The sequence below is a fragment of the Kocuria salsicia genome (genome assembly GCF_039532055.1).
Taxonomy (GTDB): Bacteria; Actinomycetota; Actinomycetes; order Actinomycetales; family Micrococcaceae; genus Kocuria; species Kocuria salsicia.
This window is the reverse complement of the sequence record NZ_BAAARF010000025.1, coordinates 22,976-49,075: the sequence shown is the minus strand read 5'-3', so window position 1 is coordinate 49,075 and position 26,100 is coordinate 22,976. Positions and strand designations below refer to the sequence as shown.

23 protein-coding genes are annotated in these 26,100 nt (G+C 70.9%); 9 read left to right on the top strand and 14 right to left on the bottom strand.

The features are described from left to right. Window positions 1-30: 30 nt before the first annotated feature. Window positions 31-780, bottom strand: coding sequence for a DUF3027 domain-containing protein (locus tag ABD264_RS12010; protein WP_303106518.1), 750 nt, complete (start codon window positions 778-780; stop codon window positions 31-33). Further along, window positions 773-1,156, bottom strand: a complete 384-nt coding sequence (locus ABD264_RS12005; RefSeq protein WP_144942420.1) for a cold-shock protein — start codon at window positions 1,154-1,156, stop codon at window positions 773-775. Before ABD264_RS12005 ends, ABD264_RS12010 begins: the two co-directional genes overlap by 8 nt. 168 nt (window positions 1,157-1,324) lie before the next feature. Here ABD264_RS12005 and ABD264_RS12000 point away from each other — a divergent pair, with 168 nt between their 5' ends. The 4 genes from ABD264_RS12000 to ABD264_RS11985 all read left to right on the top strand — a co-directional run bounded on the left by ABD264_RS12000 (window position 1,325) and on the right by ABD264_RS11985 (window position 4,276). Further along, window positions 1,325-1,612, top strand: a complete 288-nt coding sequence (locus tag ABD264_RS12000; protein WP_344206253.1) for a hypothetical protein — start codon at window positions 1,325-1,327, stop codon at window positions 1,610-1,612. A gap of 79 nt (window positions 1,613-1,691) precedes the next feature. After that, on the top strand, window positions 1,692-2,405 hold the full coding sequence (locus tag ABD264_RS11995) for a response regulator transcription factor (RefSeq protein WP_144942422.1): 714 nt from the start codon (window positions 1,692-1,694) through the stop codon (window positions 2,403-2,405). Window positions 2,406-2,409: 4 nt separating this feature from the next. Further along, the gene (locus ABD264_RS11990) at window positions 2,410-3,882 is read left to right on the top strand and encodes a sensor histidine kinase (protein ID WP_186366711.1); all 1,473 of its coding nucleotides are present in this window, start codon (window positions 2,410-2,412) and stop codon (window positions 3,880-3,882) included. 103 nt (window positions 3,883-3,985) lie between these two features. Continuing rightward, on the top strand, window positions 3,986-4,276 hold the full coding sequence (locus tag ABD264_RS11985; protein WP_144942423.1) for a WXG100 family type VII secretion target: 291 nt from the start codon (window positions 3,986-3,988) through the stop codon (window positions 4,274-4,276). Between the two features lie 7 nt (window positions 4,277-4,283). Here ABD264_RS11985 and ABD264_RS11980 read toward each other — a convergent pair whose 3' ends face one another. The 4 genes from ABD264_RS11980 to ABD264_RS11965 all read right to left on the bottom strand — a co-directional run bounded on the left by ABD264_RS11980 (window position 4,284) and on the right by ABD264_RS11965 (window position 7,938). Next, the gene (locus tag ABD264_RS11980) at window positions 4,284-5,285 is read right to left on the bottom strand and encodes an RNase H family protein (RefSeq protein WP_344206250.1); all 1,002 of its coding nucleotides are present in this window, start codon (window positions 5,283-5,285) and stop codon (window positions 4,284-4,286) included. A 128-nt stretch (window positions 5,286-5,413) separates the two neighbouring features. Then, complete coding sequence (groL, locus tag ABD264_RS11975) at window positions 5,414-7,048, bottom strand: chaperonin GroEL (RefSeq protein WP_303106513.1); 1,635 nt, start codon at window positions 7,046-7,048, stop codon at window positions 5,414-5,416. A gap of 261 nt (window positions 7,049-7,309) precedes the next feature. Further along, a complete protein-coding gene (locus tag ABD264_RS11970) occupies window positions 7,310-7,624 on the bottom strand; it encodes a hypothetical protein (protein ID WP_244944782.1) in 315 nt (104 codons plus the stop codon). An 89-nt stretch (window positions 7,625-7,713) separates the two neighbouring features. Further along, window positions 7,714-7,938, bottom strand: coding sequence for a DUF3263 domain-containing protein (locus tag ABD264_RS11965; protein ID WP_144942426.1), 225 nt, complete (start codon window positions 7,936-7,938; stop codon window positions 7,714-7,716). Window positions 7,939-8,001: 63 nt separating this feature from the next. Here ABD264_RS11965 and ABD264_RS11960 point away from each other — a divergent pair, with 63 nt between their 5' ends. Further along, window positions 8,002-8,685 (top strand): uracil-DNA glycosylase, encoded by a 684-nt coding sequence (locus ABD264_RS11960; protein ID WP_144942427.1) that lies wholly within the window; start codon window positions 8,002-8,004, stop codon window positions 8,683-8,685. Window positions 8,686-8,704: 19 nt separating this feature from the next. Continuing rightward, complete coding sequence (locus ABD264_RS11955) at window positions 8,705-9,556, top strand: siderophore-interacting protein (RefSeq protein WP_144942428.1); 852 nt, start codon at window positions 8,705-8,707, stop codon at window positions 9,554-9,556. A 48-nt stretch (window positions 9,557-9,604) separates the two neighbouring features. Here the strand turns inward: ABD264_RS11955 and ABD264_RS11950 are convergent, their stop codons facing one another. From ABD264_RS11950 to ABD264_RS11915, 8 genes are all read right to left on the bottom strand, one after another. Beyond that, window positions 9,605-11,734, bottom strand: coding sequence for a threonine/serine exporter family protein (locus ABD264_RS11950; protein WP_145010642.1), 2,130 nt, complete (start codon window positions 11,732-11,734; stop codon window positions 9,605-9,607). Window positions 11,735-11,852: 118 nt separating this feature from the next. Beyond that, window positions 11,853-12,935, bottom strand: coding sequence for a lipid II:glycine glycyltransferase FemX (locus ABD264_RS11945; protein WP_094393539.1), 1,083 nt, complete (start codon window positions 12,933-12,935; stop codon window positions 11,853-11,855). Between the two features lie 90 nt (window positions 12,936-13,025). Further along, entirely contained in the window at window positions 13,026-14,948 is a 1,923-nt protein-coding gene (locus ABD264_RS11940) for an FMN-binding glutamate synthase family protein (RefSeq protein ID WP_344206243.1), read from the bottom strand. Window positions 14,949-15,024: 76 nt separating this feature from the next. Continuing rightward, the gene (locus ABD264_RS11935) at window positions 15,025-15,306 is read right to left on the bottom strand and encodes an HPr family phosphocarrier protein (RefSeq protein ID WP_055085040.1); all 282 of its coding nucleotides are present in this window, start codon (window positions 15,304-15,306) and stop codon (window positions 15,025-15,027) included. An 85-nt stretch (window positions 15,307-15,391) separates the two neighbouring features. Further along, a complete protein-coding gene (gene ptsP, locus ABD264_RS11930; RefSeq protein WP_238694081.1) occupies window positions 15,392-17,125 on the bottom strand; it encodes a phosphoenolpyruvate--protein phosphotransferase in 1,734 nt (577 codons plus the stop codon). Window positions 17,126-17,130: 5 nt separating this feature from the next. Then, window positions 17,131-19,353 carry a PTS fructose transporter subunit IIABC gene (locus ABD264_RS11925; RefSeq protein ID WP_344206240.1) on the bottom strand — a complete coding sequence of 741 codons (2,223 nt, stop codon included), beginning with the start codon at window positions 19,351-19,353 and terminating at the stop codon, window positions 17,131-17,133. A gap of 42 nt (window positions 19,354-19,395) precedes the next feature. Next, entirely contained in the window at window positions 19,396-20,508 is a 1,113-nt protein-coding gene (locus tag ABD264_RS11920) for a 1-phosphofructokinase family hexose kinase (RefSeq protein ID WP_344206238.1), read from the bottom strand. Then, a complete protein-coding gene (locus ABD264_RS11915) occupies window positions 20,505-21,296 on the bottom strand; it encodes a DeoR/GlpR family DNA-binding transcription regulator (protein ID WP_144942434.1) in 792 nt (263 codons plus the stop codon). The genes ABD264_RS11920 and ABD264_RS11915 overlap by 4 nt, the downstream gene beginning before the upstream one ends. Before the next feature lie 279 nt (window positions 21,297-21,575). On the opposite strand from ABD264_RS11915, the gene ABD264_RS11910 reads away from it, so the two are divergent. From ABD264_RS11910 to ABD264_RS11900, 3 genes are all read left to right on the top strand, one after another. Continuing rightward, on the top strand, window positions 21,576-23,324 hold the full coding sequence (locus ABD264_RS11910; RefSeq protein ID WP_344206235.1) for an ABC transporter ATP-binding protein: 1,749 nt from the start codon (window positions 21,576-21,578) through the stop codon (window positions 23,322-23,324). Continuing rightward, the gene (locus ABD264_RS11905) at window positions 23,321-25,390 is read left to right on the top strand and encodes an ABC transporter ATP-binding protein (RefSeq protein ID WP_303106501.1); all 2,070 of its coding nucleotides are present in this window, start codon (window positions 23,321-23,323) and stop codon (window positions 25,388-25,390) included. The genes ABD264_RS11910 and ABD264_RS11905 overlap by 4 nt, the downstream gene beginning before the upstream one ends. A gap of 106 nt (window positions 25,391-25,496) precedes the next feature. Next, window positions 25,497-26,099 carry a TIGR03085 family metal-binding protein gene (locus ABD264_RS11900; RefSeq protein WP_303106500.1) on the top strand — a complete coding sequence of 201 codons (603 nt, stop codon included), beginning with the start codon at window positions 25,497-25,499 and terminating at the stop codon, window positions 26,097-26,099. Window position 26,100 lies beyond the last annotated feature (1 nt).

Genomic DNA, 26,100 nt, shown 5'->3' with positions numbered 1-26,100 from the left:
CGGCACCGGGCCCCTTCCGGGGCCCGCCTCCTAGGATGACGCGCCACCCTCGGAGGGCTCGCCATCCCGGCGGGAGTCCCGCCGCCCAGTGTCGGTCGACTGAGTGCCCGCCGGCTCAGTACTTTCCGTTTCGGCGCCCGTCTGCTCGTCGGCGGAGTCGAAACCCTCGGCGTCCTCCTGAGCGTTCTCCTCCTCGTCGTTCATCGCCTGCATCCGCTCCTCCCACGGCACCCAGTCCGGCGCCAGGAGGGAGTCCGGGCCGGCAACCAGTCCGGACTCGCACACGGTCACGTGCCTGGTGCGCGGCGCGCGGGCCACGGTGGCGTACCAGGTCCAGCCCGGGTAGCCGCGCAGCCGACAGTCGAAGAGGTGCGTGAGCAGCCGGTCCTCGTGCACGACCACGCCCAGGTGCTCCCCCACGGCTGCCCCGCCCTCGGGCGAGTCCACGACCGCCTCGCGGGCCAGCGCAACGGCCTCCGTGAGCACGGCGTCCTGCTTGGGTGCGCGTGTGCGGGCCGCTCGCGATCCGGTGCGGGCGCGGGGTGTGGCAGCTGCCGGTGCGGCGTCGTCGGCCGCACCGGACTCCTTCACCGGCGCGGGGCCCGCGCTGTCCTGCGCGGGCCCCGCGGGGACCAGCGCCTCCTCGTGCACCGCCTCCGGCTCCGAGCCCAGGGCTTGCGTCACGGACTGCTCCCTCTCCTCGACCGGCAGCGCCTCCTGGCCCTGCCCGGGGGCGGCATCTTCTCCGCCGTGCGTGGCGGTCCCGGCAGCCTCAGACATCGAGCTCGTCCGCCACGGTGCGCAGGATGGCCGCGATCTTCCTGCCGTGCGCGTGGTCCGGGTAGTGGCCGCGGCGCAGCCCGTTGGACATGCCGTCCAGCAGCCGGATGAGGTCCTCCGTGACCCCCGCCATCTCCTCGGCCGGCTTGCGCGTGTTGCGCGCCACCGACGGCGGTGTGCTCAGGACGGTCGCCGACAGCGCCTGGGCACCGCGCTTGCCGTCTGCGATCCCGAAGTCCATGCGGGTCCCGGGCTTCACCGTGGTGACTCCCCGGGGCAGCGCGGACGAGTGCAGGAACACTTCCTGGCCGTCGTCGGTGGCCAGGAAGCCGAAACCCTTGTCTGCGTCGAACCACTTGACCTTGCCCGTGGGCACGGGGATCACCTCAGTCTCTCGTCGCTGCCTCTGTGCCGGTGCGTCCTCGGGTCCCGGGACGCCGCGGCCTACGAAATCCACAGTTTATCCTCCCCCGCGCACGGCCCCCTGCCGATTCAACCCACCGCGTAACGGGCCCCGTGCCGTGGGAGAGGTACCTTGGGGAGCATGCCTGACACCACCTCTGCCGCCGCTCCCCGCTCCACGGCCCCGGGTGCCGCCGCCCCCGGTCCCGCGGCCCCGGGCTCCCCGCGCGGCATCTCCACCCTGCTGCTCGTCGCCCTGGTCATTGCGGGCCTGTGCGCGCTGTCCATCGTCGCGGTGCTCGTAGCCTCCACCGGCGGGCACGTCCTCTGGGCGGGATTCACGCTCTTCCCGGCGGTCTTCCTCCCGGTCGCGTTCCTGCTGATGTGCGTGGAGCTGCTGCGCAACGCACGAAGCCGCTCGCGGGCCTGAGCGCTCCCCGACTGGACTTCCAGAGCTTCTTCGGTGCAGAAACAGATTCCGCACAGGAAACTTGGAGATACTGACGACCGTGAATGCGAAAAATCCCGAAGCAAAGCTGCTCGTCGTCGACGACGAGCCCAACATCCTCGAGTTGTTGGCCACCTCCCTGCGATTCGCGGGCTTCGAGGTCGTCACCGCAGCCAACGGCCGTGACGCCCTGCTCAAGGCCGAGGCGGAGGAGCCGGACCTCGCCGTCCTGGACGTCATGCTCCCGGACATCGACGGGTTCTCCGTGACCCGCAAGCTACGGGCCGCCGGGCGGCACTTTCCCATCCTGTTCCTCACGGCCAAGGACGATACCGATGACAAGGTGGCCGGCCTGACCGTGGGCGGCGACGACTACGTGACGAAGCCCTTCAGCCTCGACGAGGTCGTGGCGCGCATCCGCGCGGTACTGCGCCGGACCCAGCCACTCGAGGAGGAGGACTCCCGCCTGAAGGTGGACGATCTCGTCCTCGACGACGACGCCCACGAGGTCTTCCGCGGGAACCACGAGATCGACCTGTCCCCCACCGAGTTCAAGCTTCTGCGCTACCTCATGCTCAACCCCAACCGGGTGCTGTCCAAGGCACAGATCCTGGACCACGTGTGGGAGTACGACTTCAACGGGGATGCCTCCATCGTGGAGTCCTACATCTCCTACCTGCGGCGCAAGATCGACAACGACCCCGAGCAGCCCTCCCTGATCCACACCAAGCGCGGCGTGGGCTACCTGTTGCGCTCCTCGGACAAGCGCCACTGATCCGTTGAACTTCCTGGCCCGCCGGTTCCGCACCGCCTCCCTGCGCTCCCAGCTGATGGCGCTGACGGGGCTGCTGCTGGCCGTCAGCGTGCTGGTGACCACGCTGGTGGCGGTCTCGGTGCTGCGGGACAACCTCGTGGCAAGCATCGACGACGAGCTGGCGAGCTCCATCCCCACGGTCGCCCCCGTGCTGACGAGCGCGCTGCAAGGGGACGTGACCACGCCCGTGCCCAACTCCGGCTTCCTGCTGGACGAGGACGCCAACGTCATTGCAACCGCCCGCAGCAGCTCGAGCACCTCCCAGCAGCAGGCCACCCCGGACCTCAGCGGACTGACACTGGACTACGTGCGCTCCCACGACGGGCAGGCACAGACTGTCGGCTCCGTGGGTGCCCCCGAGCGCAAGTGGCGGGTGGTGGCCACGAAACTGACCATGTTCGACATGTCCGTGGCCGTGGCCCAGCCCCTGGACCGCACAACGGCGATCATCTCCGGGGTGGGGTTGCTGACGTTCAGCTTCGGACTCGCCACGCTGCTTGCGGCCATGACGGTGGGCTGGGTCATGGTGACCCGCGCGTTCCAGCCGCTGCGCCAGGTGGAAGCCACCGCCGCGCGGATCGCGGACGGCGACCTCTCCCAGCGCATGGAGGGCTACAACCCGCAGACGGAGATCGGTCAGCTCTCCGCCTCGCTCAACGCCATGCTGGGCCACATCGAGGACGCCTTCGACGCCCGCACCCGTTCTGAGACCAAGCTGCGCCGCTTCGTGGCGGACGCTTCCCACGAGCTGCGCACCCCGCTCGTCTCGATCCGTGGCTACTCCGAGCTCTACCGCCACGGCGCCTTGCAGACCCCGGAGGACGTGGGCAAGGCGATGGAGCGCATCGAGTCCGAGTCCAAGCGCATGACGCAGCTCGTGGAGGACCTGCTCACCCTGGCTCGGCTCGACGAGCGCCGCGTGGCCGCCAACCGCGCCGTGGATCTCCTGCACCTCGCCTATGACGCCGCCTCGGACGCCCACGCCACCGCTCCCGACCGCTCGGTGGTGGTCCGGGGGCTGCACGACTCCACGCCGGAGGAGGCGTGGGTGCACGGCGACGAGTCCAAGCTGCGGCAGGTGGTGGCGAACCTGCTCACCAACGCACTGCGCTACACCCCGGCCGGCTCGCCCCTCGAGCTGGCCGTGGGGCTGGAGTCCGCGGTGGACGGCGAGTTCACGGCGGTGCTGCAGGTCCGCGACCACGGCCCCGGCATCCACGGGCAGGACGCCGAGCGCGTCTTCGAGCGCTTCTACCGCGCCGACTCCTCCCGCACGCGCGAGACGGGTGGCACGGGGCTAGGACTGTCCATCGTCGCGGCGGTGGTCGACCAGCACGAAGGCTCCGTGAAACTCACCGAGACCGAGGGAGGCGGCGCCACCTTCACCGTGCGGATCCCCCACTCGAAACCTGTGGACAGCGCACCCGACGACGTCTGAGTCCCCAGCCCCGCCCCGGACCGGGTCGCCCACCCGGCCCCGGACCTACCGTGGCGTGACCGGCACCGCGCCGGGATCACCACCGTTTCCGGGGAGGAATACCATGGCCCACTTCGTCGTCGACAGCGACACCATCGCCGCCAAGTCTCAGCAGGCACACGGCCACATCGAGCGGCTCAGCGCCGAGGTCAACGGCATGACCGGAACGCTCGCGGACCTCGAAGCCTCCTGGACCGGCACCGCGTCCGCGAGCTTCCAGGAGGCGTTCCGCTCGTGGCGCTCTGCCCAGGCGCAGATGGAGCAGGCGGTTGCCCAGATCAACCAGGCGCTCGCCGCCGCAGGCACCCAGTACGCGGAGACGGAGGCCGCCAACGCGCGCATGTTCGCGGGGTGAACCGCGCTCAGTGCTCTGCGGTGACCTGGTGGTAGCGCAGCAGCCACGGCCCCATCTCGTTGTGCTGGTCCTCCCGGACCCACACCGAGCTGCGGCGAGTCACCGCGGAGGGCTCCTCCGAGCGGTAGCTCAGGTGGTAGGAGCCCGAGCCCAGACTCGTCACCCGGGTCTCGTCCACCGCCCCCGAACCCCGCAGGACCTCCAGGACGTCCTCCCCCGTGAGGCAGCGGCCGTGGGTGTCCACACACAGTGCCTCCCGGTGCAGGAAGTCCACAGCGCCGTGCTGCTGCGCGGTGGAACGGAGCACCGCCATCTCCCGTGACACCGCATCCACCACCAGGTGCGGGGGAAAGCCTCCGTGGCTGCCTGCGCCGGTGGATGCGTCGCCCGGAGCCGAGGACGGGTCCGCCGGATGAGTCGGGCCCGAGAGGTCCTCGCCCAGCGCGAGCTCGGAGAACAGGTCCGGCTGCTCGTCCGGGCCGCTCACGGTCGTGGCGGTCACGGTGGCGTCGTCGACGGTGACGGCGGCTGCGTCGTCGCGGAAGCCCGGGCCCACGGGCATCCGGGCTGGATCCATGCGCTTCTGGTAGGCCATGGCCATGGCGCGGGCGCGCTCGTCCGCGGCCTCGTTCAGCTCGTGGCCGGCATGACCCTTCACCCATTCGAAGCTGACGTCCCGCCCGGCCAGTTCCCTGTCCAGGGCCTTCATGATGTCCACGTTCAGCACGGGCTTCCCGTCCCGCTTCTTCCAGCCCTTCTTCTTCCACCCGGGCATCCACTTGGTGACGGAGTTGATCACATACTGGCTGTCGCACAGCACGCGCAGGGGCTCGTCCCGGCGGTGCCGGGTCGCCTCCAGGAGGTTCAGCACCGCCGTCAGCTCACCCTGGTTGTTGGTGCCGTGCGCCCATCCCCCCGCCTGCCACGAGGTGGGGTCGATGTACCAGGCCCAGCCCGCGGGGCCTGGGTTGCCGAGCGCGGAGCCGTCCGCGGAAGCGATGATCGTCATGGACACATCCTTCCAAAGCACCCCGACACGCAGAAGGACCCCGGGCGCGCGCACTGCGTACCCGGGGTCCTTCCGGTTCTCCTCCCGACCAGTGAACCGGCCGGGGAGGATCCCTCATTGAGGGCAGATCACATCATGCCGCCCATGCCACCCATGGGATCGGCGCCCGCACCCGCACTGGCGGCCTCGGGCTCGGGCTTGTCCGCCACCACGGCCTCCGTGGTGAGGAACAGCCCGGCGATGGACGCCGCGTTCTGCAGAGCAGAGCGGGTCACCTTGACGGGGTCGTTGATGCCCGCGGCCATGAGGTCCTCGTACTCGCCGGTGGCGGCATTGAGGCCCCATCCGGTCTCGAGCCCGCGCACCTTGTCGACCACCACGCCCGGCTCCAGACCGGCGTTCAGCGCGATCTGCTTGAGCGGCGCGTCGATGGCGACCTTCACGATGTTCGCGCCCGTGGCCTCGTCACCCGAGAGGTCGAGGGCCTCGAACACCTTGGCGCCGGCCTGGATGAGGGCCACACCGCCACCGGCGACGATGCCCTCCTCCACGGCTGCCTTGGCGTTGCGCACGGCATCCTCAATACGGTGCTTGCGCTCCTTGAGCTCCACCTCGGTGGCCGCACCGGCCTTGAGCACTGCCACGCCACCGGCCAGCTTGGCCAGGCGCTCCTGCAGCTTCTCGCGGTCGTAGTCGGAGTCGGAGTTGTTGATCTCCGCGCGGATCTGAGCCACACGGCCCTCGATCTCCTCCTGCGTGCCGGCACCGTCCACGATGGTGGTCTCGTCCTTGGTCACAACGACCTTGCGGGCCTGGCCCAGCAGGTCGATCGTGGCGGACTCGAGCGAGAGACCGACCTCTTCGGTGATGACCTGGCCGCCGGTGAGGATCGCGATGTCCGCGAGCTGCGCCTTGCGGCGGTCGCCGAAGCCGGGGGCCTTGACTGCCACGGACTTCACGGCACCGCGCATCTTGTTCAGCACCAGCATGGCCAGCGCCTCGCCGTCCACGTCCTCGGCGATGATCAGCAGCGGCTTGCCTGTCTGCATGACCTTCTCGAGCACGGGGACGAGGTCCTTCACGGCCGAGATCTTGGAGTTCACGATGAGGATGTAGGGATCCTCGAGGACGGCCTCCTGGCGGTCCGCGTCCGTGACGAAGTAGCCGGAGAGGTAGCCCTTGTCGAAGCGCATGCCCTCGGTCAGCTCGAGGTCCAGCCCGAAGGTGTTGGACTCCTCGACGGTGATGACGCCTTCCTTGCCGACCTTCTCCATCGCCTCGGCGATGAGCTTGCCGATCTCGGGATCGGCGGCGGAGATGGACGCGGTGGCGGCGATCTCCTCCTCGGTCTCGATCTCCTTGGCAGAGGACAGCAGCTGCTCGGTCACGGCGGCGACGGCCTTCTCGATGCCGCGCTTCAGGGACAGCGGGTCCGCTCCCGCGGCCACGTTGCGCAGGCCTTCCTTCACGAGGGCCTGGGCGAGCACGGTGGCCGTGGTGGTGCCGTCACCGGCGACGTCGTCGGTCTTCTTGGCGACCTCCTTGACGAGCTCGGCGCCGATCTTCTCGTACGGCTCCTCGAGCTCGATCTCCTTGGCGATGGAGACACCGTCGTTGGTGATGGTGGGCGCGCCCCAGGACTTCTCCAGGACCACGTTGCGCCCGCGGGGGCCGAGCGTGACCTTCACGGCGTCCGCAAGGGTGTTCAGGCCCTTCTCCAGACCGCGGCGTGCTTCTTCGTCGAATGCGATCATCTTTGCCATGTGTTTCGTCCCTCCTGGACGGTTGACAAACAAGACGTGTTATCACGGTGCCCGCGACGGACGGGAACGCAGCACGATCCTCACCGCGCCGCGTCCACCTCACCGTGATGTGGTTTCACCCGGATGCCGAGAACCGCCACCGGACCCGGTTAGCAGTCCACTCGACTGAGTGCTAAAACAATAGTGGCACCGGCGCGCGAGGAACCGCAACCGAGAGGCCACCACGGGGCGCCGGTTTCATCATTGGCTGAACGCGGTGCCTCAGAGCGCGGCCACCTGACCCAGTAGGGCCACGGGCGACGTCGTCGTCCCCGCCTGCGCCAGCCGGTTCCCCGGCACGGAGGCGACCGCGGACGCCGCGCCCGCCGGCGCGGAGGCCGACATGTCCTGCTCCGTGCGCGGAGCATTGACGAAGCACACGGCACCGAGGGCGAGCGCAAGCAGCCCGGTCACGAGGATCGCACGGAACTCTCGTCGGGAGCCGGTGCGGGCGGCGGGGTTGTGGCCCCGGTGCGCGCCCTGGCGGGCGCCGTCCTCGGGGACGTCGTCGAACTCGTCGCGGGGGTACTCGCTCATGGTCTGGCTCTCCTGGACAGTGTGCAGCGCGCTCCACGGGGCGGCTCGCGGACTGGCGCCGAGTATGGCACGGCCCGCAGGGAAACCGCTCAGCGCGAGCGGGCGCGGCGCAGCCTCGAGATCAGCATGGGCGAGTGCCGGGCGGCGGCCTCGGAGGAAATCAGTGCGTTGAGCCGCTGGTAGTAGTGCACAGGGCTCAGCCCCAGCCGCGAGCGGATCGCCGACTCCTTGGCTCCCCGGTACTTCCAGTGCTGGGACTCCAGCTCCAGGATCGCGCGGTCCAGTTCGTCGAGCTCCTCCCCCGTGGTAGACATGGTCCCCACCCTAACGCGCACGCCAGCACTCCGTGCGCGCCGCACCCGACACAGGGAGGCCCCGTGAACGCCCAGCGTCCGCTGCACGAGATCATGCACGAGGAGTGGGCGCAAGCCCTGCAACCGGTCGAGGGTCAGATCCGCGCGATGGGCGAGTTCCTGCGGGCCGAGCACGCCCAGGGCCGCCACACGCTGCCGGCCGGGGAGAACATCTTCCGCGCGTTCCGCGAGCCGCTGTCCGACATCAAGGTGCTGATCGTGGGGCAGGACCCCTACCCCACTCCGGGCCACGCGATGGGGCTCTCCTTCTCCGTGGCCCCGGACGTGCGTCCCGTGCCGCGCTCACTGAAGAACATCTACGCGGAGCTGCAGTCGGACCTCGGTATCGCCCCGCCGGACCACGGGGACCTCTCCCCGTGGTCCGGGCAGGGGGTCATGCTCCTCAACAGGGTGCTCACCGTCCAGGCCGGTGCCCCGGCCTCGCACCGGGGCAAGGGCTGGGAGGCGGTCACGGAGTGCGCGATCCGATCCCTGGGCGCACGCGAGCAGCCCCTCGTGGGAATCCTGTGGGGCCGCGACGCGCGCGGCACCGCGGCCTGGCTGGGCGGCGCGCCCACGGTGGAGTCCGCCCACCCCTCGCCGCTCTCCGCGTCCCGCGGCTTCTTCGGCTCCCGCCCTTTCTCCCGCACCAACGCCCTGCTGCAGGAGCAGGGCGCGGACCCCGTCTCGTGGGAGCTACCAGGTTAGGATCACCTAAGCTGAAGGCATGACAACCGCTCCAGCACGTCCCCGCAAGCCCCAGCTCGAGCTCACCGTCGCCGAGCGCCTGCAGCTCTCCCCGGCCATGGTCCGGCTGGTCTGCCACGTCGACAACGCGCAGGACTTCCAGGACATCGAGGCCCCGGAGAAGTACGTCAAGCTGATCTTCTTTTCGGAGACCACGCTCGCGGCCACCGCCCCGGGCGCCCTGCCGGACTACTGGGAGGTCCGGGACACCTCCGCCCCCGAGGACCAGCCGGTCTCCCGCCATATGACCCTGCGCCGCACGGATCCCGCCGCCGGTGAGGTGTGGATCGACGTCGCCCTGCACGGCTCCGAGGGCTACGCCGGGCCGTGGGCGGACGCCGCCGCGCCCGGCGACCGCCTGGTGGCGCTCGGCCCCGGAGGCAAGTGGATGCCGGACCCGGACGCCACGTGGAGCCTCTTCGCGGGCGACGACGCCGCCGTGCCCGCCGTGCTCGCGAATCTCGAGGCCCTGCCCGTCTCCGCACGGGGCGAGGTGGTCCTGGAGGTCCAGGACGCCGCCCACGAGCTCGACCTCTCGGTCGTGGCCGTCCCGGAGGGGATCACGGTGCGGTGGGTGCACCGCGCGGATGAGGCACCCGGTGAGCGTGCGCTCGTGCAGGGCATCGCGGACGCCGCGTGGCCCGAGGACGTCAGCGGTGTGCAGGCCTTCGTGCACGGCGAGCGCGAGGCCATGAAGGCTGCGCGTGCGGTGCTCTTCGACCAGCGCGGCCTGGACCGCTCCAGGGTGTCTCTGTCGGGGTACTGGGCCGGCGGGCGCACCGAGGACGTCTTCCAGGCGGAGAAGAAGCTGCCCGTGGGGAAGATCCTCTAGCAGCCCGGGCGCTGAGACATCAGAGGGCTGCGGCTACCCGTCAGCTCCTCAGCGGCGGCGGTTGCGCCGCTGGGAGAGGTGCTGCATCTGCTCGATGAACGGGCGCATGAGGTACTTGGCGAGCACCACGCCGGCGGCCAGCAGCACGATCGAGGCCATGGCGTTGAGCAGCTCGGTGATCCCCTGCCCCGCGGTCTCGTTCTCCACCGTGATGGCGTACATGCCGCGGAAGAGTGTGAGCCCGGGCAGCAGGAACGTCATGGCGGGGATGGCCAGCACGGCCTGGGGGATGCGCGCGCGGGCCGCCAGCAGAGCCGCCACGCAGCCGCTGACCACCGCGGCCGCGCCTGTGGCCAGCCGCGCCCCGGGATCCACGAGACCGATCCCGTGGTAGACGAGCAGCCCGGCGAAGGCCGCGAGCAGTGCCGGTGGGATGTGCCGGGGCTTGGCCTGCATCAGCACCGCGACGAGCGCCGTGGAGACCAGCATGAAGACCACGTTGCGCAGTGCCCCCGCGGGAGTGAAGCTCGACTGTGAGATGTCGATGCCCGGCACGTCCGCCAGTCGGACGGTCAGCGAGACGCCGATCGCGATCCCCGCCACGATGGCGAGGAATGCCATCGCGGTGGAGAGCAGCCGGCCCGCTGCGGTCACGGGGAAGCCGTTGATCGCGTCCTGCATGGTGGAGACCATGCGGGTGGTGGGCAGCAACATGATGAGCCCACCGGCGATGACTTTCGGTGGGTACAGCTCCACCCCCAGTGCGGAGATCACCATGGCGATCAGGGTGATCACCAGCGCGTTGGCGCCCAGGGAGAAGAACTCGGGGATCCGCCACGCGCCCAGCTTGGCCGTGACGAGCTGCACCACGGTGGCCGAGCCCATGGCCACCACCGCGCCCACGATCGTGCCGCCCAGCGCGAGGGTCAGGGTGCCCGCGGCGATGATCGTCGCGGCCAGTACCATCCACCGGGGGTACGGCTTGGGGCGGGCGTTGATCTCCTTGAGCTCCCGCTCGGCCTCCCGCAGGGGCATCTCACCCTCGATGATGCGGGTCACGAGCTGGTGGGAGTCGGCGAGACCGGCGTAGTTGTCCGTCCACGAGCGCACCACGCGCATCACGGTGTGGCTCGAGGTGGTGGAGTCCCCCCACGGGTCGTGCTCGTCCCGGTCCTGGGGGGACTCCTGGGACGGCGCGGCCCGGCGGTGCTCCGCCGTGGTGCCCGGGACCCCGTCGAAGGAGGTGGTCGGGTGGGCGCTCGAGCCGCCCTCGCCGCGGGCGTCCTTCGAGGTCGACGCTGCGCGGCCCAGCTTGCCCGTAGTGGTGCTCTCCGCCACGTAGTTGATCGTCACGGACTGGTTGGTGATGTCCACGTCCAGGTTCTCCACCCCGTACGTGGCGCACACCGCGATGATCGCGTTCTCCACGTCCAGGGCGTCCGCACCGTAGTGGAACATGGTCTCGGCCAGGCGCAGGGCGAAGTTCAGGGTGCGCCGGGCCTGGCGCTCCGTGCTGTCGCCGAACTTGCGCAGGTGCTGGAACGGAGTGGCGGTGAGCCGGTCCACGACCCGCATGGGGGCGGTGGGGGCGGTGTCCCCCTGCACGAGCGAGCGCAGCAGGGAACGGGGCGCCCGGCTCGGCTTGACCCTCGTGGCCGGGTAGGTGGCGCGAGGAATGGCGGTGGTGGCCGGTGCGATCTCGTGCGCGACCGTCTCGGGCCGCTCGACCGGGGACGTCGAGGCCGCCGCGCTGCGCCGCGAGACGCTGCCGATCGGCTCGGCCAGCGCTGCGGGGACCCCGCTGCGGTGGCCGCTGTCCGCCCGGTGCTCCGCGATCTGGCGCGGGGTGAGCACCGGCAGGGCGGTGGCCTTCGGCGACGCCGTGGCCGGAGTGTGCGTACCCGGGGCGTGCTTGTCAGGGAGGCGGGGCGTCGTCGTCGCGCCGGGAGCCGTGTGCGCGGCCACGCTGCACCGCTGCGCCTGCGCCGCCTGCTCCTCGGTGGGACGGGCGGTAGGCGCGATCCGGCGCCGCGGTGCCGTGCCCCGCACCGCGGCGTGCAGAGCGGTGTCCCCGCCAGGGCCGAAAGGCTCGCCGTTGACTCCCCCGGAGTCCCCAGACTCGCCCGAGGACGGGTATCCCTGGTGCGCCAGACGCGTCAGCTGATCGGTCACGCTCACGTCGGATGAACCTCCCCTGCCGCCGCAGGTCCTACTCGTCTGTCATGTGGTGGCGCGCCCGCGGGTGAGCCGCGAGCGCGCCGTGGTGGCGGGGTGTCCGCTCAGGTGGGTGGCCGGCTCAGTAGAACGGCTGACCGGTGCGGCGCACCCAGAGCTGGCGCTGGACCTTCTCCGCCACGCTGGTCCACACAGCGTATTTCGCCCGGCTGAGCGGCTGGTCCCAAACTCCTACGTAGTCCACGACAGTCTTCGTGAAGCTCGTCTTGAACAGCCCGAGCCCGTAGTAGTGGTGCTCCTTGTTCTTGAGCTGGTCCGAGGGCGGAGTGCCGCAGAAGTCGTACTGCACGATCCCGTGGTCCCGCTTCAGGTCCGTGATGGCGCTCCACTGCACCAGGTGGGAGTCGCCGTACTGCTTCCGGCGGGGCTTGGAGCCGCCGTCCTTGTACGTGCCCTTGTTCCCGTAGGCGATCACGTACGCGCCCACGGAGGGCCTGCCGTCCTCGTACGTGAAGTAGAGCCGGCCCTGGCCGCGGCGCTCGAAGCCGGTCCAGAACGCCCTGTAGTAGTCGTAGGATCGCAGGTTCACCTTGGCGTTGCCCTGGCCCACGGAGTCCATGAGGGCGTACATGGCCCGCATGTTCTCCTCGGTCAGCGGCACCTGCTCCACCTCGCAGCCCTCACGGGTGGCGCGGCGCACGGCGTTGCGCCCGCGCGAGTGCAGGGACTTCAGCAGGGCCTTCTCGTCCATGTCCGTGTCGAGCACGGCGGTGGAGTCGTTGGGCTGGATCTCGAAGGACTTCACGAGTCCGCTGCGCGCCAAGACCCCGGCGGCGTAGTCCGAGGCGAGGATCTCGGGCTCGTACTTGATGGCGAACACGCCGTGGGCGGCACCGGCCACGAAGCGCTCGTTGGCCGCGACGATGCCGGGGATGTCGTCCACGCTCGCCACGTCCGGGCCCTTGATCATGTACCAGAGCTTGCCGAGCACAGGAACGGACTTCTCCAGCACCAGGTTGTAGCTGGGCTGCGAGCCGTCCGTGGGTTCGTACACCACGTGCACCGGCTTCCAGCCGTGGTCCTTCTTGACCTCGGCGAACGCCTCGGACTGGAGCAGGTTGCCGCCCGAGGGGTTGGCGGTGACGTGGGAGTCCCACTCGGCTACTTCCTGGCCGGTCGCAAAACGTGCCGTGAATTCTCGCAAGGGTCTCTCACTCCTGTACCGCGGACGTGCTCTGACGTTGTCGGGCGGGCACCGCTGGGGCGCCGCCGCCTCACATGGTATCCCCCGGACTCAGGCGAGCCCCGGGTCCCGGGTGCGGGAGTCCTCCGCCGGGTCCACGTGCTCCGCGTCCGGCGACGGGTCCCGCGTGGTGTGCTGCGCACCAGCCTCGGTGCCGGGCTGGCCCTCCGGGCGTCTGCTCGTGCCGGTCGTGGTGTCCTCGTCGCCCTGTCCCGCGCCCGACGCCGGTGTCGCCGCCCGTGTGCCTGTGCTCGCGGCGTCGTCGTGGTGGCTTTCGGCACCGACCGCCGCGCCACCCACCGTGACCCGCTCGGGAGCATGGTCCACCGCGGGGATCACGCCACCGGGAACCAGGGGGCTGCGGTCGTTGAACACGTACTTGCCGGGGTGACCCGCGGTGAAGCGGTCCGGGTCCGCGTAGCGCCAGTCCTCGCCCCAGCCACCCTCCACGCCGTCGAAGAGCTCGCCCGGCTGCAGCCAGCGGTAGAGCGACTCGTAGGAGATGCTCTGGGTTGCGGTGACCTTGCGGCGCAGCATCTCGCGGGTGAGCTCCTCCGGGTGCTCGCAGCCCATGGTGGAGATGATCTGCCCCGCCTCCTGCACCGTGAGGCGGTGGTAGCGCTCCACGCGGTCACCCTTGTCCTCGACGTCCAGCGCCTTGTAGAGCTGCGGGTTCTGCGTGGTGACGCCCACCGGGCACTTGTTGGTGTGGCACGCCTGCGCTTGGATGCAGCCCACGGCCATCATCATGGCGCGGGCACTCATGCAGAAGTCCGCGCCCTGGATGATGTGGCGCACGATGTCGTGCCCTGAGGTGATCTTCCCCGCGCAGCCGAGCTTGATGCGCTCGCGCAGCCCCGAGCCCACGAGCGCGTTGTGCATCAGGATGAGCCCCTCAACGAGCGGGGTGCCCACGTGGTCCTGGTACTCCAGCGGCGCCGCACCGGTCCCGCCCTCGGAGCCGTCCACGATGATGAAGTCCGGGGTCACGCCCTCCTCGATCATGGCCTTGCACATGGCCAGCACCTCCACGCGCGAGCCCACGCACAGCTTGAAGCCGATCGGCTTGCCGTCCGAGAGCTCCCGCAGCCGGGCGATGAAACGGATGAGCTCCCGCGGGGTGGTGAACGCCGAGTGGCTCGCCGGGGAGATGCACGTCTGTCCCACGGGCACCCCGCGCGCCTCGGCGATCTCCTCGGTCACCTTGGCCCCGGGCAGCACACCGCCCAGCCCCGGCTTGGCGCCCTGGGAGAGCTTGATGTTGATGGCCTTGACCTGCGGCAGGGTGGCCTTGCGGCGGAAGATCTCCGGGTCGAAGTTGCCGTCTGCGTCCCGCGTGCCGAAGTACCCTGAGCCGAACTCCCAGAAGATGTCGGCGTCGTGCGCCAGGTGGTACCCGGTCAGCCCGCCCTCGCCCGTCTCCTGCGCGAACCCGCCCTTCGCGGCGCCCTTGTTCATGGCGAGCACCGCGTTCTTGGACAGGGAGCCGAAGCTCATGGAGGAGATGTTGAGCAGGGAGGCGTCGTAGGGCTGGCGGCAGTCCGGCCCGCCCAGGCGCACGCGGTGCTCGTCCTCCGGCGCGGGCTTGGGGGCGATGGACTGCACGAAGTACTCGTAGCCCGGGGCGTTGACGTCAAGCTCCGTGCCGAACGCCTTGTCCCCCTTGAAGCCCTTGGCGCGGGAGTAGACGAGGGAGCGCTGGTCACGGTCGAACGGCTTGCCGTCGTAGTTGCGCTCGATGAAGTACTGCTGGATCTCGGGGCGGATCTTCTCCAGGAAGAACCGCATGTGCCCCAGCACGGGGAAGTTGCGCAGGATCGAGTGCCGGCGCTGCGTGGCGTCGCGGATCCCCACGAGCAGCAGCGCGAGGAACACGACGGCGGGGATCCACCACCCCCAGGGACCGAGGACGGCCGCGAGGACCGTGACGAGGGTGGCGGCGGCCAGACCGGCCAGAATCAGAGAACGAACCATGCCGGTCAGGCTACCCCCGGACGGCGGACGCCGGGCCCTCCGTGAAGAAGACCCGGCGTCCGCACCGCGGGACGGCTCACTCGGCGTCGAGGTCCGTCTCGATGATTCCGGCGAGGTGCTCGAGGGCCGCCTCGGCGCCGTCGCCCTCGGCGGCGAGCACCACCTTGTCCCCGTGGGACGCGCCCAGGGACATCAGGGACAGCACGGACGCGGCGTCCATGCCTTCTTCGGCGTCCTCGCCCTCGGCGCGGATGGTGATCTCGAGGTTCTCGTACTCGCCTGCGGCCTCGGCGAAGATCGCGGCGGGGCGCGCGTGCAGGCCCACTCGGGAGGCCACGGTGGCGGTGCGTTCGGTCATTGTCGTACTCCTTGTTCTTCGTTCTTCGGTGGTCGGGGTGGCGCGGCGGCGCTGCCCGGCTGTGGGCGAGGGCCGCCGCGCGGGTTCACAGTCCCAGGTCCGCGAGCACGGGCAGCTCGGCCCGCACCGCCTCCTTCGCCTCCTGGGCACTCGTCGCGTGCAGCGCAAGCTCCGCGAGCCGCCGGGCCTCAGCGGCGTCCACGCGGGCGAGGACGGCGGAGACCGCGGCAAGGGACCGCGGGCTCATGGACAGCGTGTCCACCCCCAGTCCCACGAGGACCACGGCGAGCGCCGGGTCTGCGGCAGCCTCGCCGCACACGCCCACGTTCTTGTGCTCCCCGCCGCGCTCGGAGGCCTGTGCAGCCCCTCGCGCGGTGGCCTGGATCATTCGCAGCACGGCAGGCTGCCACGGGGAGTTCAGATCGGCCAGGGAGCCGAGCATGCGGTCCGCGGCCATCGTGTACTGCGTGAGGTCGTTGGTCCCCAGCGACACGAAGTCCACGCGCTCCAGGATCTGTTCCGCGGTGATCGCGGCGGCGGGAGTCTCCACCATGACGCCGCTGACCTTCAGACCCGCCGCGACCACGAGGTCGTGGAAGCGGGCTGCCTCCCCCACGGTCGCAATCATGGGAGCCATGACCCACACGTCCGCGGTGCTGCGCTGCTTGGCGACGGCGATCGCCTCGAGCTGGCGCTCCAGCACGCCCGGGGTGGTCCAGTCCGTGCGGTAGCCGCGCACGCCCAGCGCGGGGTTGGGCTCGGTGGCGTCCGTGAGGAACGGCAGGGGCTTGTCCGCGCCTGCGTCGAGCGTGCGCACGACCACCTTGCGCCCCGGGAACGCCTCGAAGACCTCGGTGTACGCATCCGCCTGCTCCTCCACGGTGGGCTCGCTGTCCCGGCCCAGGAAGCAGAACTCGGTGCGCAGCAGGCCCACGCCCTCCGCACCGGCCTCCGCGGCGGCCCGGGCGTCGTCGCCCGTGCCCACGTTGGCGAGCAGCGGGACCACCGTGCCGTCCGAGAGCGCGCCGCGCCCGGCGAAGGACGCCAGCTGCTCGGACGCGCGCTGCCACGCCCGCACGGCCTCCTGCTCGGTCTCCCCGGGGGCCACGACAACGGTCCCTGCGGCACCGTCCACGAAGACGGGCGCTTCCCCGGCGACGTCGAGCACACCCTCGACCGCCACCACGGCCGGCAGTCCCAGGTTGCGGGCCAGGATGGCGGTGTGCGACTGCGGGCCGCCGGACGCGGTGACGAGCGCGACGACGACGTCCGGGTCCAGCACCGCGGTGTCCGCGGGTGCGAGGTCCTCGGCGGTGAGCACGAACGGCTCACGGCGTTGCGGCACCCCCGGGGCATCCTCACCGCGCAGCTCGGCGACGATGCGCGCCCGCACGTCCTCGATGTCCGCGGCACGCTCAGCCATGTAGCCGCCCATGGCGCGCATCTGGTCCGCGTACGCGGTCGCGGCCTGCCACAGCGCGCGCTCCGGGCTCAGCCGCTGCTCCGTGACGAGCTTGCTCGCGTTCTTCACGAGCGCCTTGTCCCCTGCCATCAGCGCAGTGGCCTTGAGCACCTCCGCGGCGGACTCGGAACGGGCCCGCGCGGCGCGCTCCTTCAGCCCCGCCTTCACGGCGAGCGCTGCGGCCTTGAGACGGTCAGTCGCGGTCTCCGCGTCCCCCTCCAGCGCCTCGTCCTCCGGCGGCTCGCTCACGGCGGGCGCCATGTGCACCAGGGGCGCGATGACGCGTCCCGGGCTGACGCCCACGCCGTGCAGCGTGTCCCGCCGCGGCTGCTCGTTCATCATGTCCTGCTCGCTCATGGTTCTCACACCTCCACTGTCTGCTTGGTCTGCGGGACGCCCGGGACCTCACCCACGCTCTTCTCCACGTGACCGAAACGCTTGAGGACGGTCACCACCACGCCGGTGATCACGGTGCCCACCAGGATGGACGCCACGAACGCGAGGCGGCCGTCGATCACGGGCAGGATCCAGATGCCGCCGTGCGGGGCTGCCGAGGTGACTCCGAACGCCATGGTCATGGCACCGGTGACCACACCGCCGAGCATGGATGCCGGGATCACGCGCAGCGGGTCCGCCGCGGCGAACGGGATCGCACCCTCGGAGATGAAGGACGCGCCGAGCAGCCACGACGTCTTGCCGTTCTCGCGCTCGGCCGCCGTGAAGTACCTGCGGCCCAGCACGGTCGAGGCCAGGGCCAGGCCCAGCGGAGGAACCATGCCCGAGGCGATCACGGTGGCCATGATCTCCTGCGGGGCGGTGTTGGTCGCGGTCGCGGCACCGAGACCGGCCACCGCGAAGGAGTACGCCACCTTGTTGATGGGACCGCCCAGGTCAGAGCACATCATCAGGCCCAGGACGGCACCCAGCGTCACGGCGGAGGCGCCGCTCATGCCGGCGAGCACGGAGGTCAGCCAGGTCATGAACATGGCGATGGGCCCGCCGATCACCAGGAACAGCAGTCCGCCCGCGAACAGCGAGGCCAGCAGCGGGATGATCACCACGGGCATCAGCGAGCCGAGCCAGCGCGGCAGCTTGGGCAGTGTCAGCCAGTACGCGCACAGGCCGGCGAGCAGACCGCCCACGATGCCGCCGATGAAGCCTGCGCCCATGAAGTTCGCCACGAGACCGGCGGCGAAGCCCGGAGCGATGCCCGGACGGTCCGCGAGCCCGTAGGCGATGTAACCCGCGAGCGCGGGGACCAGCAGACTGATCGCCAGGTTGCCGATCTTGAACAGCACGGCGCCGAGGTACATGCCCAGCGACACGTCGCCGAGATTGCCCAGCGTCGCGGTCCCCAGGATGTCGTCCGCCTGCTGGGCCACCAGCACGGGGTCCGCGATCATGAACGCGATGGCCATGAGCAGACCGCCCGCGGCCACGAACGGGATCATGTAGCTCACGCCCGTCATCACGGCCTTGCGGATGCGGGAGCCCCAGCCCTCGCTGCCCGTCACGGCCGCGGCGGCGTCGGTCCCGTCACCGGTGACCTTCGGTGCGCGGGGGTCGTCCGCGGCCGCGAGGGCCTCCTCGATCATCTCCCGCGGCTCGTCGATCCCCCGCTTCACGGCGGAGGCGATGTACGGCAGCCCCGCGAAACGGGTGCGCTCGCGGACGTCCACGTCCGTGGCGAAGATGACGGCCTCGGCGGAGGCGATCACCGCGGGGTTCAGGCGCGTGGCGCCCGAGGAGCCCTGGGTCTCGACCTGCAGGTCCACCCCCATCTCCTCGGCGGTGTTGCTCAGCGCATCCGCGGCCATGTAGGTGTGCGCGATGCCGGTGGGGCACGCGGTCACGGCCACGATGTGGCGCGGTCCGGCCGGCGCCGTCCCGGTTTCCGCGGCGGCCGCCCCGGTGCCGGCCGCGGCGGTTCCAGCTGCCGAGGTTCCTGCTCCGCTGGTCCCGGCGGCGTTGCTGCCGACCGCACTGGTGCCGGCCGCTCCGGTGGCGGGAGTCCCCGCAGCTGCGGCGGCGGTCGAGCCGGCGGCGGCTGGTGCCCCCGTGCCCTGTGCGGCCGCGGCCCCCTCACCGGAGGTGCCCGCGGCGGTGGCCGGGGCGGCGTCGTCGGCCGGGGGTGCCAGGCCGAGGGCCCGGTCCACGATGTCCACGACCTCCTGCGGCGACTGCGCTGCCCGCAGCGACGCCACGAAGGGCTTCTTCATGAGCGAGCGGGCCAGCTTGGAGAGCAGCTTCAGGTGCTCCTGGTCCGCACCGGCCGGGGCCGCGATGAAGAAGACGATGTCCGCGGGGCCGTCCTTCGCGCCGAAGTCCACGGCGGGGGCGAGCCGCGCCATGACGAGGGTCGCCTGGGTGACCGCCTCCGAACGGCAGTGCGGGATGCCGATGCCGCCCGGGATGCCCGTGGCGTTCTTGGCCTCCCGCGCGAGCGCGTCCGCGGCGAGGGAGTCGGTGTCCTTCGCCCGCCCCTCGGCGTGCACGGTGGCGGCCAGTGCGCGGATCACGCTGTCCGTGGATCCGCCCAGGTCCCGGTCCAGCAGGACCAGTCCGGTGTTGATGAGATCTGACATGTCAGGCTCCTTGGGTGCGTCCCGTGGGGCGCGCTGGGGTGGTCAGGACCGGGGCTCGGCGCGGCGTGCGCCGCTGGTCCCGTCCGAAAGGTCGAGGACGGCGTCGGGCCCCGCGGGGGTCTGGTGCGTGGGCGACGGCGACGCCGCGGCGTCGTCGGCTGCTCCCGGGTGCGCGGTGCCACGCCCCACGGGGGGCAGGCCGAGGTCCGTGACCCGCACGGCGTCGGGCCTGGTCTGCGCCACGGTGGGCATCTGGGTCCCGGGCAGCGACGCCGCCGCGGAGCCGTGGGCCACGGCCTGCCGCAGACACTCGCTGGGGGCGTCACCGCGCTGGGCGGCCACGAGGTACCCCGTCAGCGCGCTGTCCCCCGCGCCCACCGTGGAGCGCACAGTCACGGGCTCGTGCACGGCGTGCCACGCACCCTCGGGCGTCACCAGCACGGCGCCGTTGCCGCCCAGGGTGCACAGGACGGCGCCCACTCCGCGGGCCACGAGTTCCTGCGCGGCCTCGGCGGCCGCCCGGGGATCGCTCTCGAAGAGCGCGCCGTCGGTGCGGCCGAGCGACTCGGCGAGCTCGAAGCCGTTGGGCTTGATGACGTCCGGCAGCACAGGCAGCCCCGGCGTGAGGGCCTCGTAGAGGGGCTGACCGGAGGTGTCCAGGGCCAGCAACGGAGCCGCGGCTCCCAGCGCACCCTTCACCCGGGCGGCGAGAACCGCGTAGATGTCCGGCGCCGGGCCCGGGGGCACCGACCCCGCGCACACGAGCCAGGAGGCGCCCGCACCCCGGGCCACGATGCGCTCGACGATCCGCTCCACGGTGTCCTGGTCGACCGGGGGCCCGGGCTCGTTGATCTTGGTGGTGGTCCCGTCCGGCTCGGTGATCGTGATGTTGGAGCGCAGGGGCGCGCCGAGGGGGACGTTCTCGTAGCGCACACCGGCGGCGTCGAGCCCCGTGAACAGGGGGTCCGCAGCGTCCCCCGGTGCGAGTGCGACCGTCTGCTCGCCACTCGCAGTGAGCGCGCGGGAGATGTTCACGCCCTTGCCACCGGGGTCCTGGCGGGTGCCGCTGGCGCGCTGCACCTCCCCGCGCCGCAGCGGCTGCGAGAGGTCCACCGTGCGGTCCACGGAGGGGTTGAGGGTCACGGTGATGATCATGCGAGGACCACTTCCACATCGGCGTCTTCGAGGGCTTGGGCCAGGTCCCCCACCGGGGCCCGGTCCGTGATGAACGTGTCGATCTCTTCGAGTGAGCAGAACCGGGTGAGCGTCTCCTGGTCCTGCTTGCTGGCGTCGCACAGCACCACCACGCGGCGGGCGGCCTGGACGATCGCGGACTTGACCACCGCCTCGATGGGGTCCGGGGTCGAGAGTCCGAACTGGGCGTGGGCGCCGTTGCAGCCCACGAAGGCGAGGTCCGGGCGCAGCTGGTCGTAGTGCTGGGCGGCCCGGGATCCGGTGGCGGCCCACGTGAGCTTGCGGATCCGACCACCCACGAGTTCGAGTCCCACCCCCGGGGCGTCCGCGAGCTTGGCGGCGATGTGCAGGGCGTGGGTGATGACCAGCTGCTCCTGGCCGCCGGGCAGGTGGTTGTCGCGGGCGAGCAGCAGCTCCGCGAGCGCCTCCACGGTGGTTCCCGCGTCCAGCACCACGGCCCCGGCCTCGGCCCGTTCGAGAACCTCCAGCGCCCTGTGGGCAATGCTGCGCTTCTCCGCGGCGGCCTGTCGCTGCCGGGAGTCCATCCCCTGTTCCCCGCTCGTGGACTGGTCCACCGACACCGCGCCGCCGTGCACGCGGCGCAGCCGACCCTGGGACTCGAGCACCGCGAGGTCGCGGCGCACGGTCTCCATGGTGACCTCGAACCGTCTGGCCAGCTCGGCACCGTTGACACGGCGCTCCCGGGCCACGGTGCGAGCGATCTCCTCGTGGCGTTCTGCAGCGAACATCTTCACCTCACGGACGGGGAGTGACGGCGGTGACACCCCCTGTGAATGTGAGCTTATGTCTGTTTATGTGGTTTTACTACCCCTCACCCCACATTTCCGCATTGTTGCAAGGGAGATGGTGGCCAAGGTTTCTGGAAGCAGGGGTCACGGCGCGGGCACGGGCCCGGGAGCGCGGTGGTGCCGGCCCCAGCGGGGCGGTCCGAGCGCGTCGGCGACCCCGCGTATATTGGCCGCACCAGTCACCGCGCCCCTCGGCGCCCAGCGTCAGGACCGTCCGCCATGCAGCTGCTGCGTCTTCTGCGCACCTCCACCCGCCCCTACCTCCCGTGGATCGTGGGCGTCCTGGTCTTCCAGCTGCTCTCCACCATGGCCACCCTCTTCCTGCCGAGCCTCAACGCCCGAATCATCGACGACGGCGTCACCCGCGGTGACACGGACTTCATCTGGCGCACCGGTGCCCTCATGCTGGCCGTGGCCCTGGGCCAGATCGTCAGCGCCGTGATCGCGGTGTGGTGCGGTGCGCGCACCGCCATGGAAGTGGGCCGGAACCTGCGCCGCGACGTCTACCGCCGGGTGGGGCAGTTCAGCGCCCGCGAGGTCGGCCAGTTCGGGGCGCCCTCGCTGATCACCCGCAACACCAACGACGTCCAGCAGATCCAGATGCTCACCCTGATGTCGCTGAACTTCATGATCATGGCGCCCATCATGTGCATCGGCGGCATCGTCATGGCCCTGCGCGAGGACGCCGGGCTGTCATGGCTCGTGTGGGTCTCCATCCCCGTGATGGGTGTGATGCTCGGGTTGCTGATGGCCAAGCTCATGCCGTGGTTCCGCACCATGCAGGAACGCCTGGACGGCATCAACGGGGTGCTGCGGGAGCAGATCACCGGCATCCGGGTGGTCCGCGCGTTCGTGAAGGAGCCGTTCGAGACCGAGCGCTTCCGCCGCGCGAACCAGGACCTCACGGAGATCTCGCTGCGCATCGGGGCGCTGTTCGTGCTGATGTTCCCCGTGGTCAACATGATCATGCACCTCGCCACCGCCGCCGTGCTGTGGTTCGGCGGGCACCGGGTAGACCAGGGCGAGATCCAGGTGGGCGCGCTCACCGCCTTCCTGCAGTACATGCTGCAGATCCTGATGTCCGTCATGATGGCCACCTTCATGTTCATGATGGTTCCCCGCGCCATCGTGTGCGCGGAACGCATCTGCGAGGTGCTCGACACCGAGCCGAGCATCCATCCGCCCCTGCACCCGGCCGTCGCACCGCCCACCCAGGGCAGGGTGCGCTTCGAGGGCGTCTGCTTCCGCTACCCGGGAGCCGAGGCTCCGGTGCTCGAGGACATCGACTTCGCGGCGGAGCCCGGCACCACCGTGGCCGTGGTGGGTGCCACGGGCTCGGGCAAGACCACCCTCGTGAGTCTGATCCCCCGGCTGCTCGACCCCGTGGCCGGGCGCGTGCTGCTGGACGGCGTCCCCCTGCCGGACTACGCCCCGCAGGACCTCGCCGGGAGGATCGGGCTGGTGCCCCAGAAGCCTTTCCTGTTCTCGGGAACCGTCGCGCAGAACCTGCGCTTCGGTCGGGAGGACGCGTCGGACGATGAGCTGTGGGAGGCGCTGAGGGTTGCCCAGGCGGAGGACTTCGTCCGGGCGATGCCCCACGGGCTGGACTCCTCCGTCTCCCAGGGCGGCACCAACGTCTCCGGCGGCCAGCGGCAGCGGCTGAGCATCGCCCGCGCGCTCGTGGCCCGCCCCCGCGTGTACGTCTTCGACGACTCCTTCTCCGCCCTCGACGTCACCACGGACGCCGCCCTGCGCACGGCCCTGCGGCCCGTGACCCGGGACGCCACCGTGGTCACCGTGGCCCAGCGGGTCTCCACCATCGCGGACGCAGACCTCATCCTGGTGCTCGAGCACGGCCGTGTCACGGCCCGCGGCAGCCACGCGGAACTCGTCGAGCACAGCCCTACCTACCGGGAGATCGTCACGTCCCAGCTCTCGGCCGAACAGACCACCGGAGGCGAGAAGTGAGCCACGACCCCCAGCCGGCCGCCAAGCCGCAGAACTTCTGGTCCTCGGCCCGCCGCCTGCTCGGGCTGCTCTCGCCGCACCGCGCCGCCCTGAGCGTGGTGGTGGCTGCGGTGCTCGGCTCCGTGCTCCTCGGAGTCTTCGCCCCGCGGGTGCTCGGCCGCGCCATGGACGTGATCTTCGCCGGCGTCGTCGCCCGTTCCCTGCCCGCGGGCGCGGACCAGCAGCAGGTGGCGGCCGGGCTGCGCGCCCAGGGGCAGGACACCTACGCGGACATGGTCTCCGCCATGGAGCTGATCCCCGGCCAGGGCGTGGACTTCGGACGGCTGGGCGCCCTGATCCTGCTGGTGCTCGCCATGTACACCGTGGCCTCCGCGCTGATGTGGCTGCAGGGCTACGTGCTCAACCGCGTGGTGATGCACGTGGTCTACGACCTGCGCGCGGAGATCGAGCGCAAGCTCAACGCCCTGCCCCTGAGCTACTTCGACACGCGCCAGCGCGGGGACGTCATGTCCCGCGTGACCAACGACATCGACAACATCCAGACCGCCCTGCAGCAGACCTTCGCGCAGCTCGTCCAGAACGTGCTGACGGTGCTGGGGATCGTGATCATGATGTTCGCCGTCTCCTGGCAGCTCGCGCTCGTGGCCCTGCTCGCGCTGCCGCTGTCCGCGGTGGCCGCCGGGGTGATCGGCTCCCGCTCCCAGAAGCTCTTCGCCGGGCAGTGGAAGGCAACGGGCGTGCTCAACGGGCACATCGAGGAGTCCTTCTCGGGCCACGAGCTCGTGCACGCCTACGGCCGGCAGCGCCAGATGCAGGCGCAGTTCGACGAGCGCAACGAGGACCTCTACCGGGCGGCGTTCGGTGCCCAGTTCCTCTCCGGCACGATCATGCCCGTCATGCAGTTCATCTCCTACCTGTCCTACGTGGGCATCGCCGTGCTGGGCGGGCTGCGCGTGGCCTCCGGCCAGCTGACGCTCGGGGACGCCACCGCCTTCATCCAGTACTCGCGCGAGTTCACCCAGCCCCTCTCCCAGATCGCCGGCATGGCCACCCAGCTGCAGTCCGGGATCGCGTCCGCCGAGCGCACCTTCGAGCTGCTGGACGCGCCGGAGCAGGAGCCGGAGACCCCCACCGCCAGGCTGCCGGAGCGGCTGCGCGGAGAGGTGCGCTTCGAGCACGTGGACTTCTCCTACGACAAGGACGCCGCCACCGCGGGCGAACCGCCCATGATCGAGGACCTCTCCCTGCACGTGGAGCCCGGGCGCACCGTGGCCATCGTGGGCCCCACCGGGGCGGGCAAGACCACGCTCGTGAACCTGGTGCTGCGCTTCTACGAGATCGACGGCGGGCGGATCCTGCTGGACGGGATCGACATCCGGGACCTCGCGCGGGACGACCTCCGCCGTCAGGTGGGCATGGTCCTGCAGGACGCCTGGCTGTTCACCGGGACCATCATGGAGAACATCCGCTTCGGCCGACAGGACGCCACGGACGAGCAGGTCGTGGCCGCCGCGAAGGCCACCTACGTGGACCGCTTCGTGCGGGCGCTTCCGGACGGCTACGACACCGTGCTCACCGAGGACGAGACCTCGGTCTCCGCCGGTGAGAAGCAGCTCATCACGATCGCACGGGCGTTCCTGTCCCGGCCCTCGCTGCTCATCCTGGACGAGGCGACCTCCGCGGTGGACACCCGCACGGAGCTGCTCGTGCAGAAGGCCATGGCCGCGCTGCGCGAGAACCGCACCTCGTTCGTCATCGCCCACCGTCTCTCGACCATCCGGGACGCGGACACCATCGTGGTCATGGAGTCCGGGCGGATCGTGGAGCAGGGATCGCACGCGGAGCTGGTCGCGGCCGACGGCGCCTACGCGCAGCTCTACCGGGCCCAGTTCGCGCAGGCGACCCAGGATTCCGAGGAGCCGCCGACGACAACGGACCCCGACTCCGCCGAGACACCCGCCCCGTCGGCGCCGGCCGCCTCGGCCACCGGCCCCGCGATGTCGTCGTCCTCGGACGACGCCGGCCGAGTCACCTCCCCGGGCCCCGGGACCGAGCCCCCGGCCTGAGCCCGACACACCGACCCGCCCGTTGCGGCGCTGGGCCAGTGACAACCCCCGCCGAGCGCGTCTACCGTGGACGTGATCGTTCACCCACAGCAGATCGGATGCTCCCGTGACCAACTTTGCCAACGTCGAACGCCGTCACCTCGCGGCGCTGCTGCGACGCGTGGGCCCCGACGCCCCCACCCTGTGCGAGGGCTGGCACACGCGGGACCTCGCGGTGCACCTGGCCATTCGCGACGCGCGCCCGGACGCCGTCCCGGGGATGTTCTCGCCCAGGCTGCCGGTGCTCGGCAAGCACGCGGAGACCGTGGACGCCGAGTACCGCCAGATGCCGTGGGAGGACCTCGTGAACCTCGTGGAGCGGCCCCCGCTGCACTCGCCGGGGCGCTGGTCCCCGATCGACAAGCGGATGAACACCGGCGAGTTCTTCATCCACCACGAGGACGTCCGCCGCGCCCAGCCCCAGTGGCACGCCCGGCAGCTGCTCAACGACGAGCAGAAGGCCCTGTGGAGCATGCTGAAGCTGGCCGGCCCCGCGCTGCTGCGCAAGGAGCCCGAGTCGGTGGTGCTGATCGCCGCCGGGTTCGGTGCCGTGCGAGGGGGCAAGAAGTCCGCGCGCCGGGTGCAGATCGTGCGCGGCGAACCCGCCGAGCTGCTGCTGTGGGCCTTCGGGCGCCGGGAGCAGGCGGACGTGGAGATCACCCAGGAGTAGC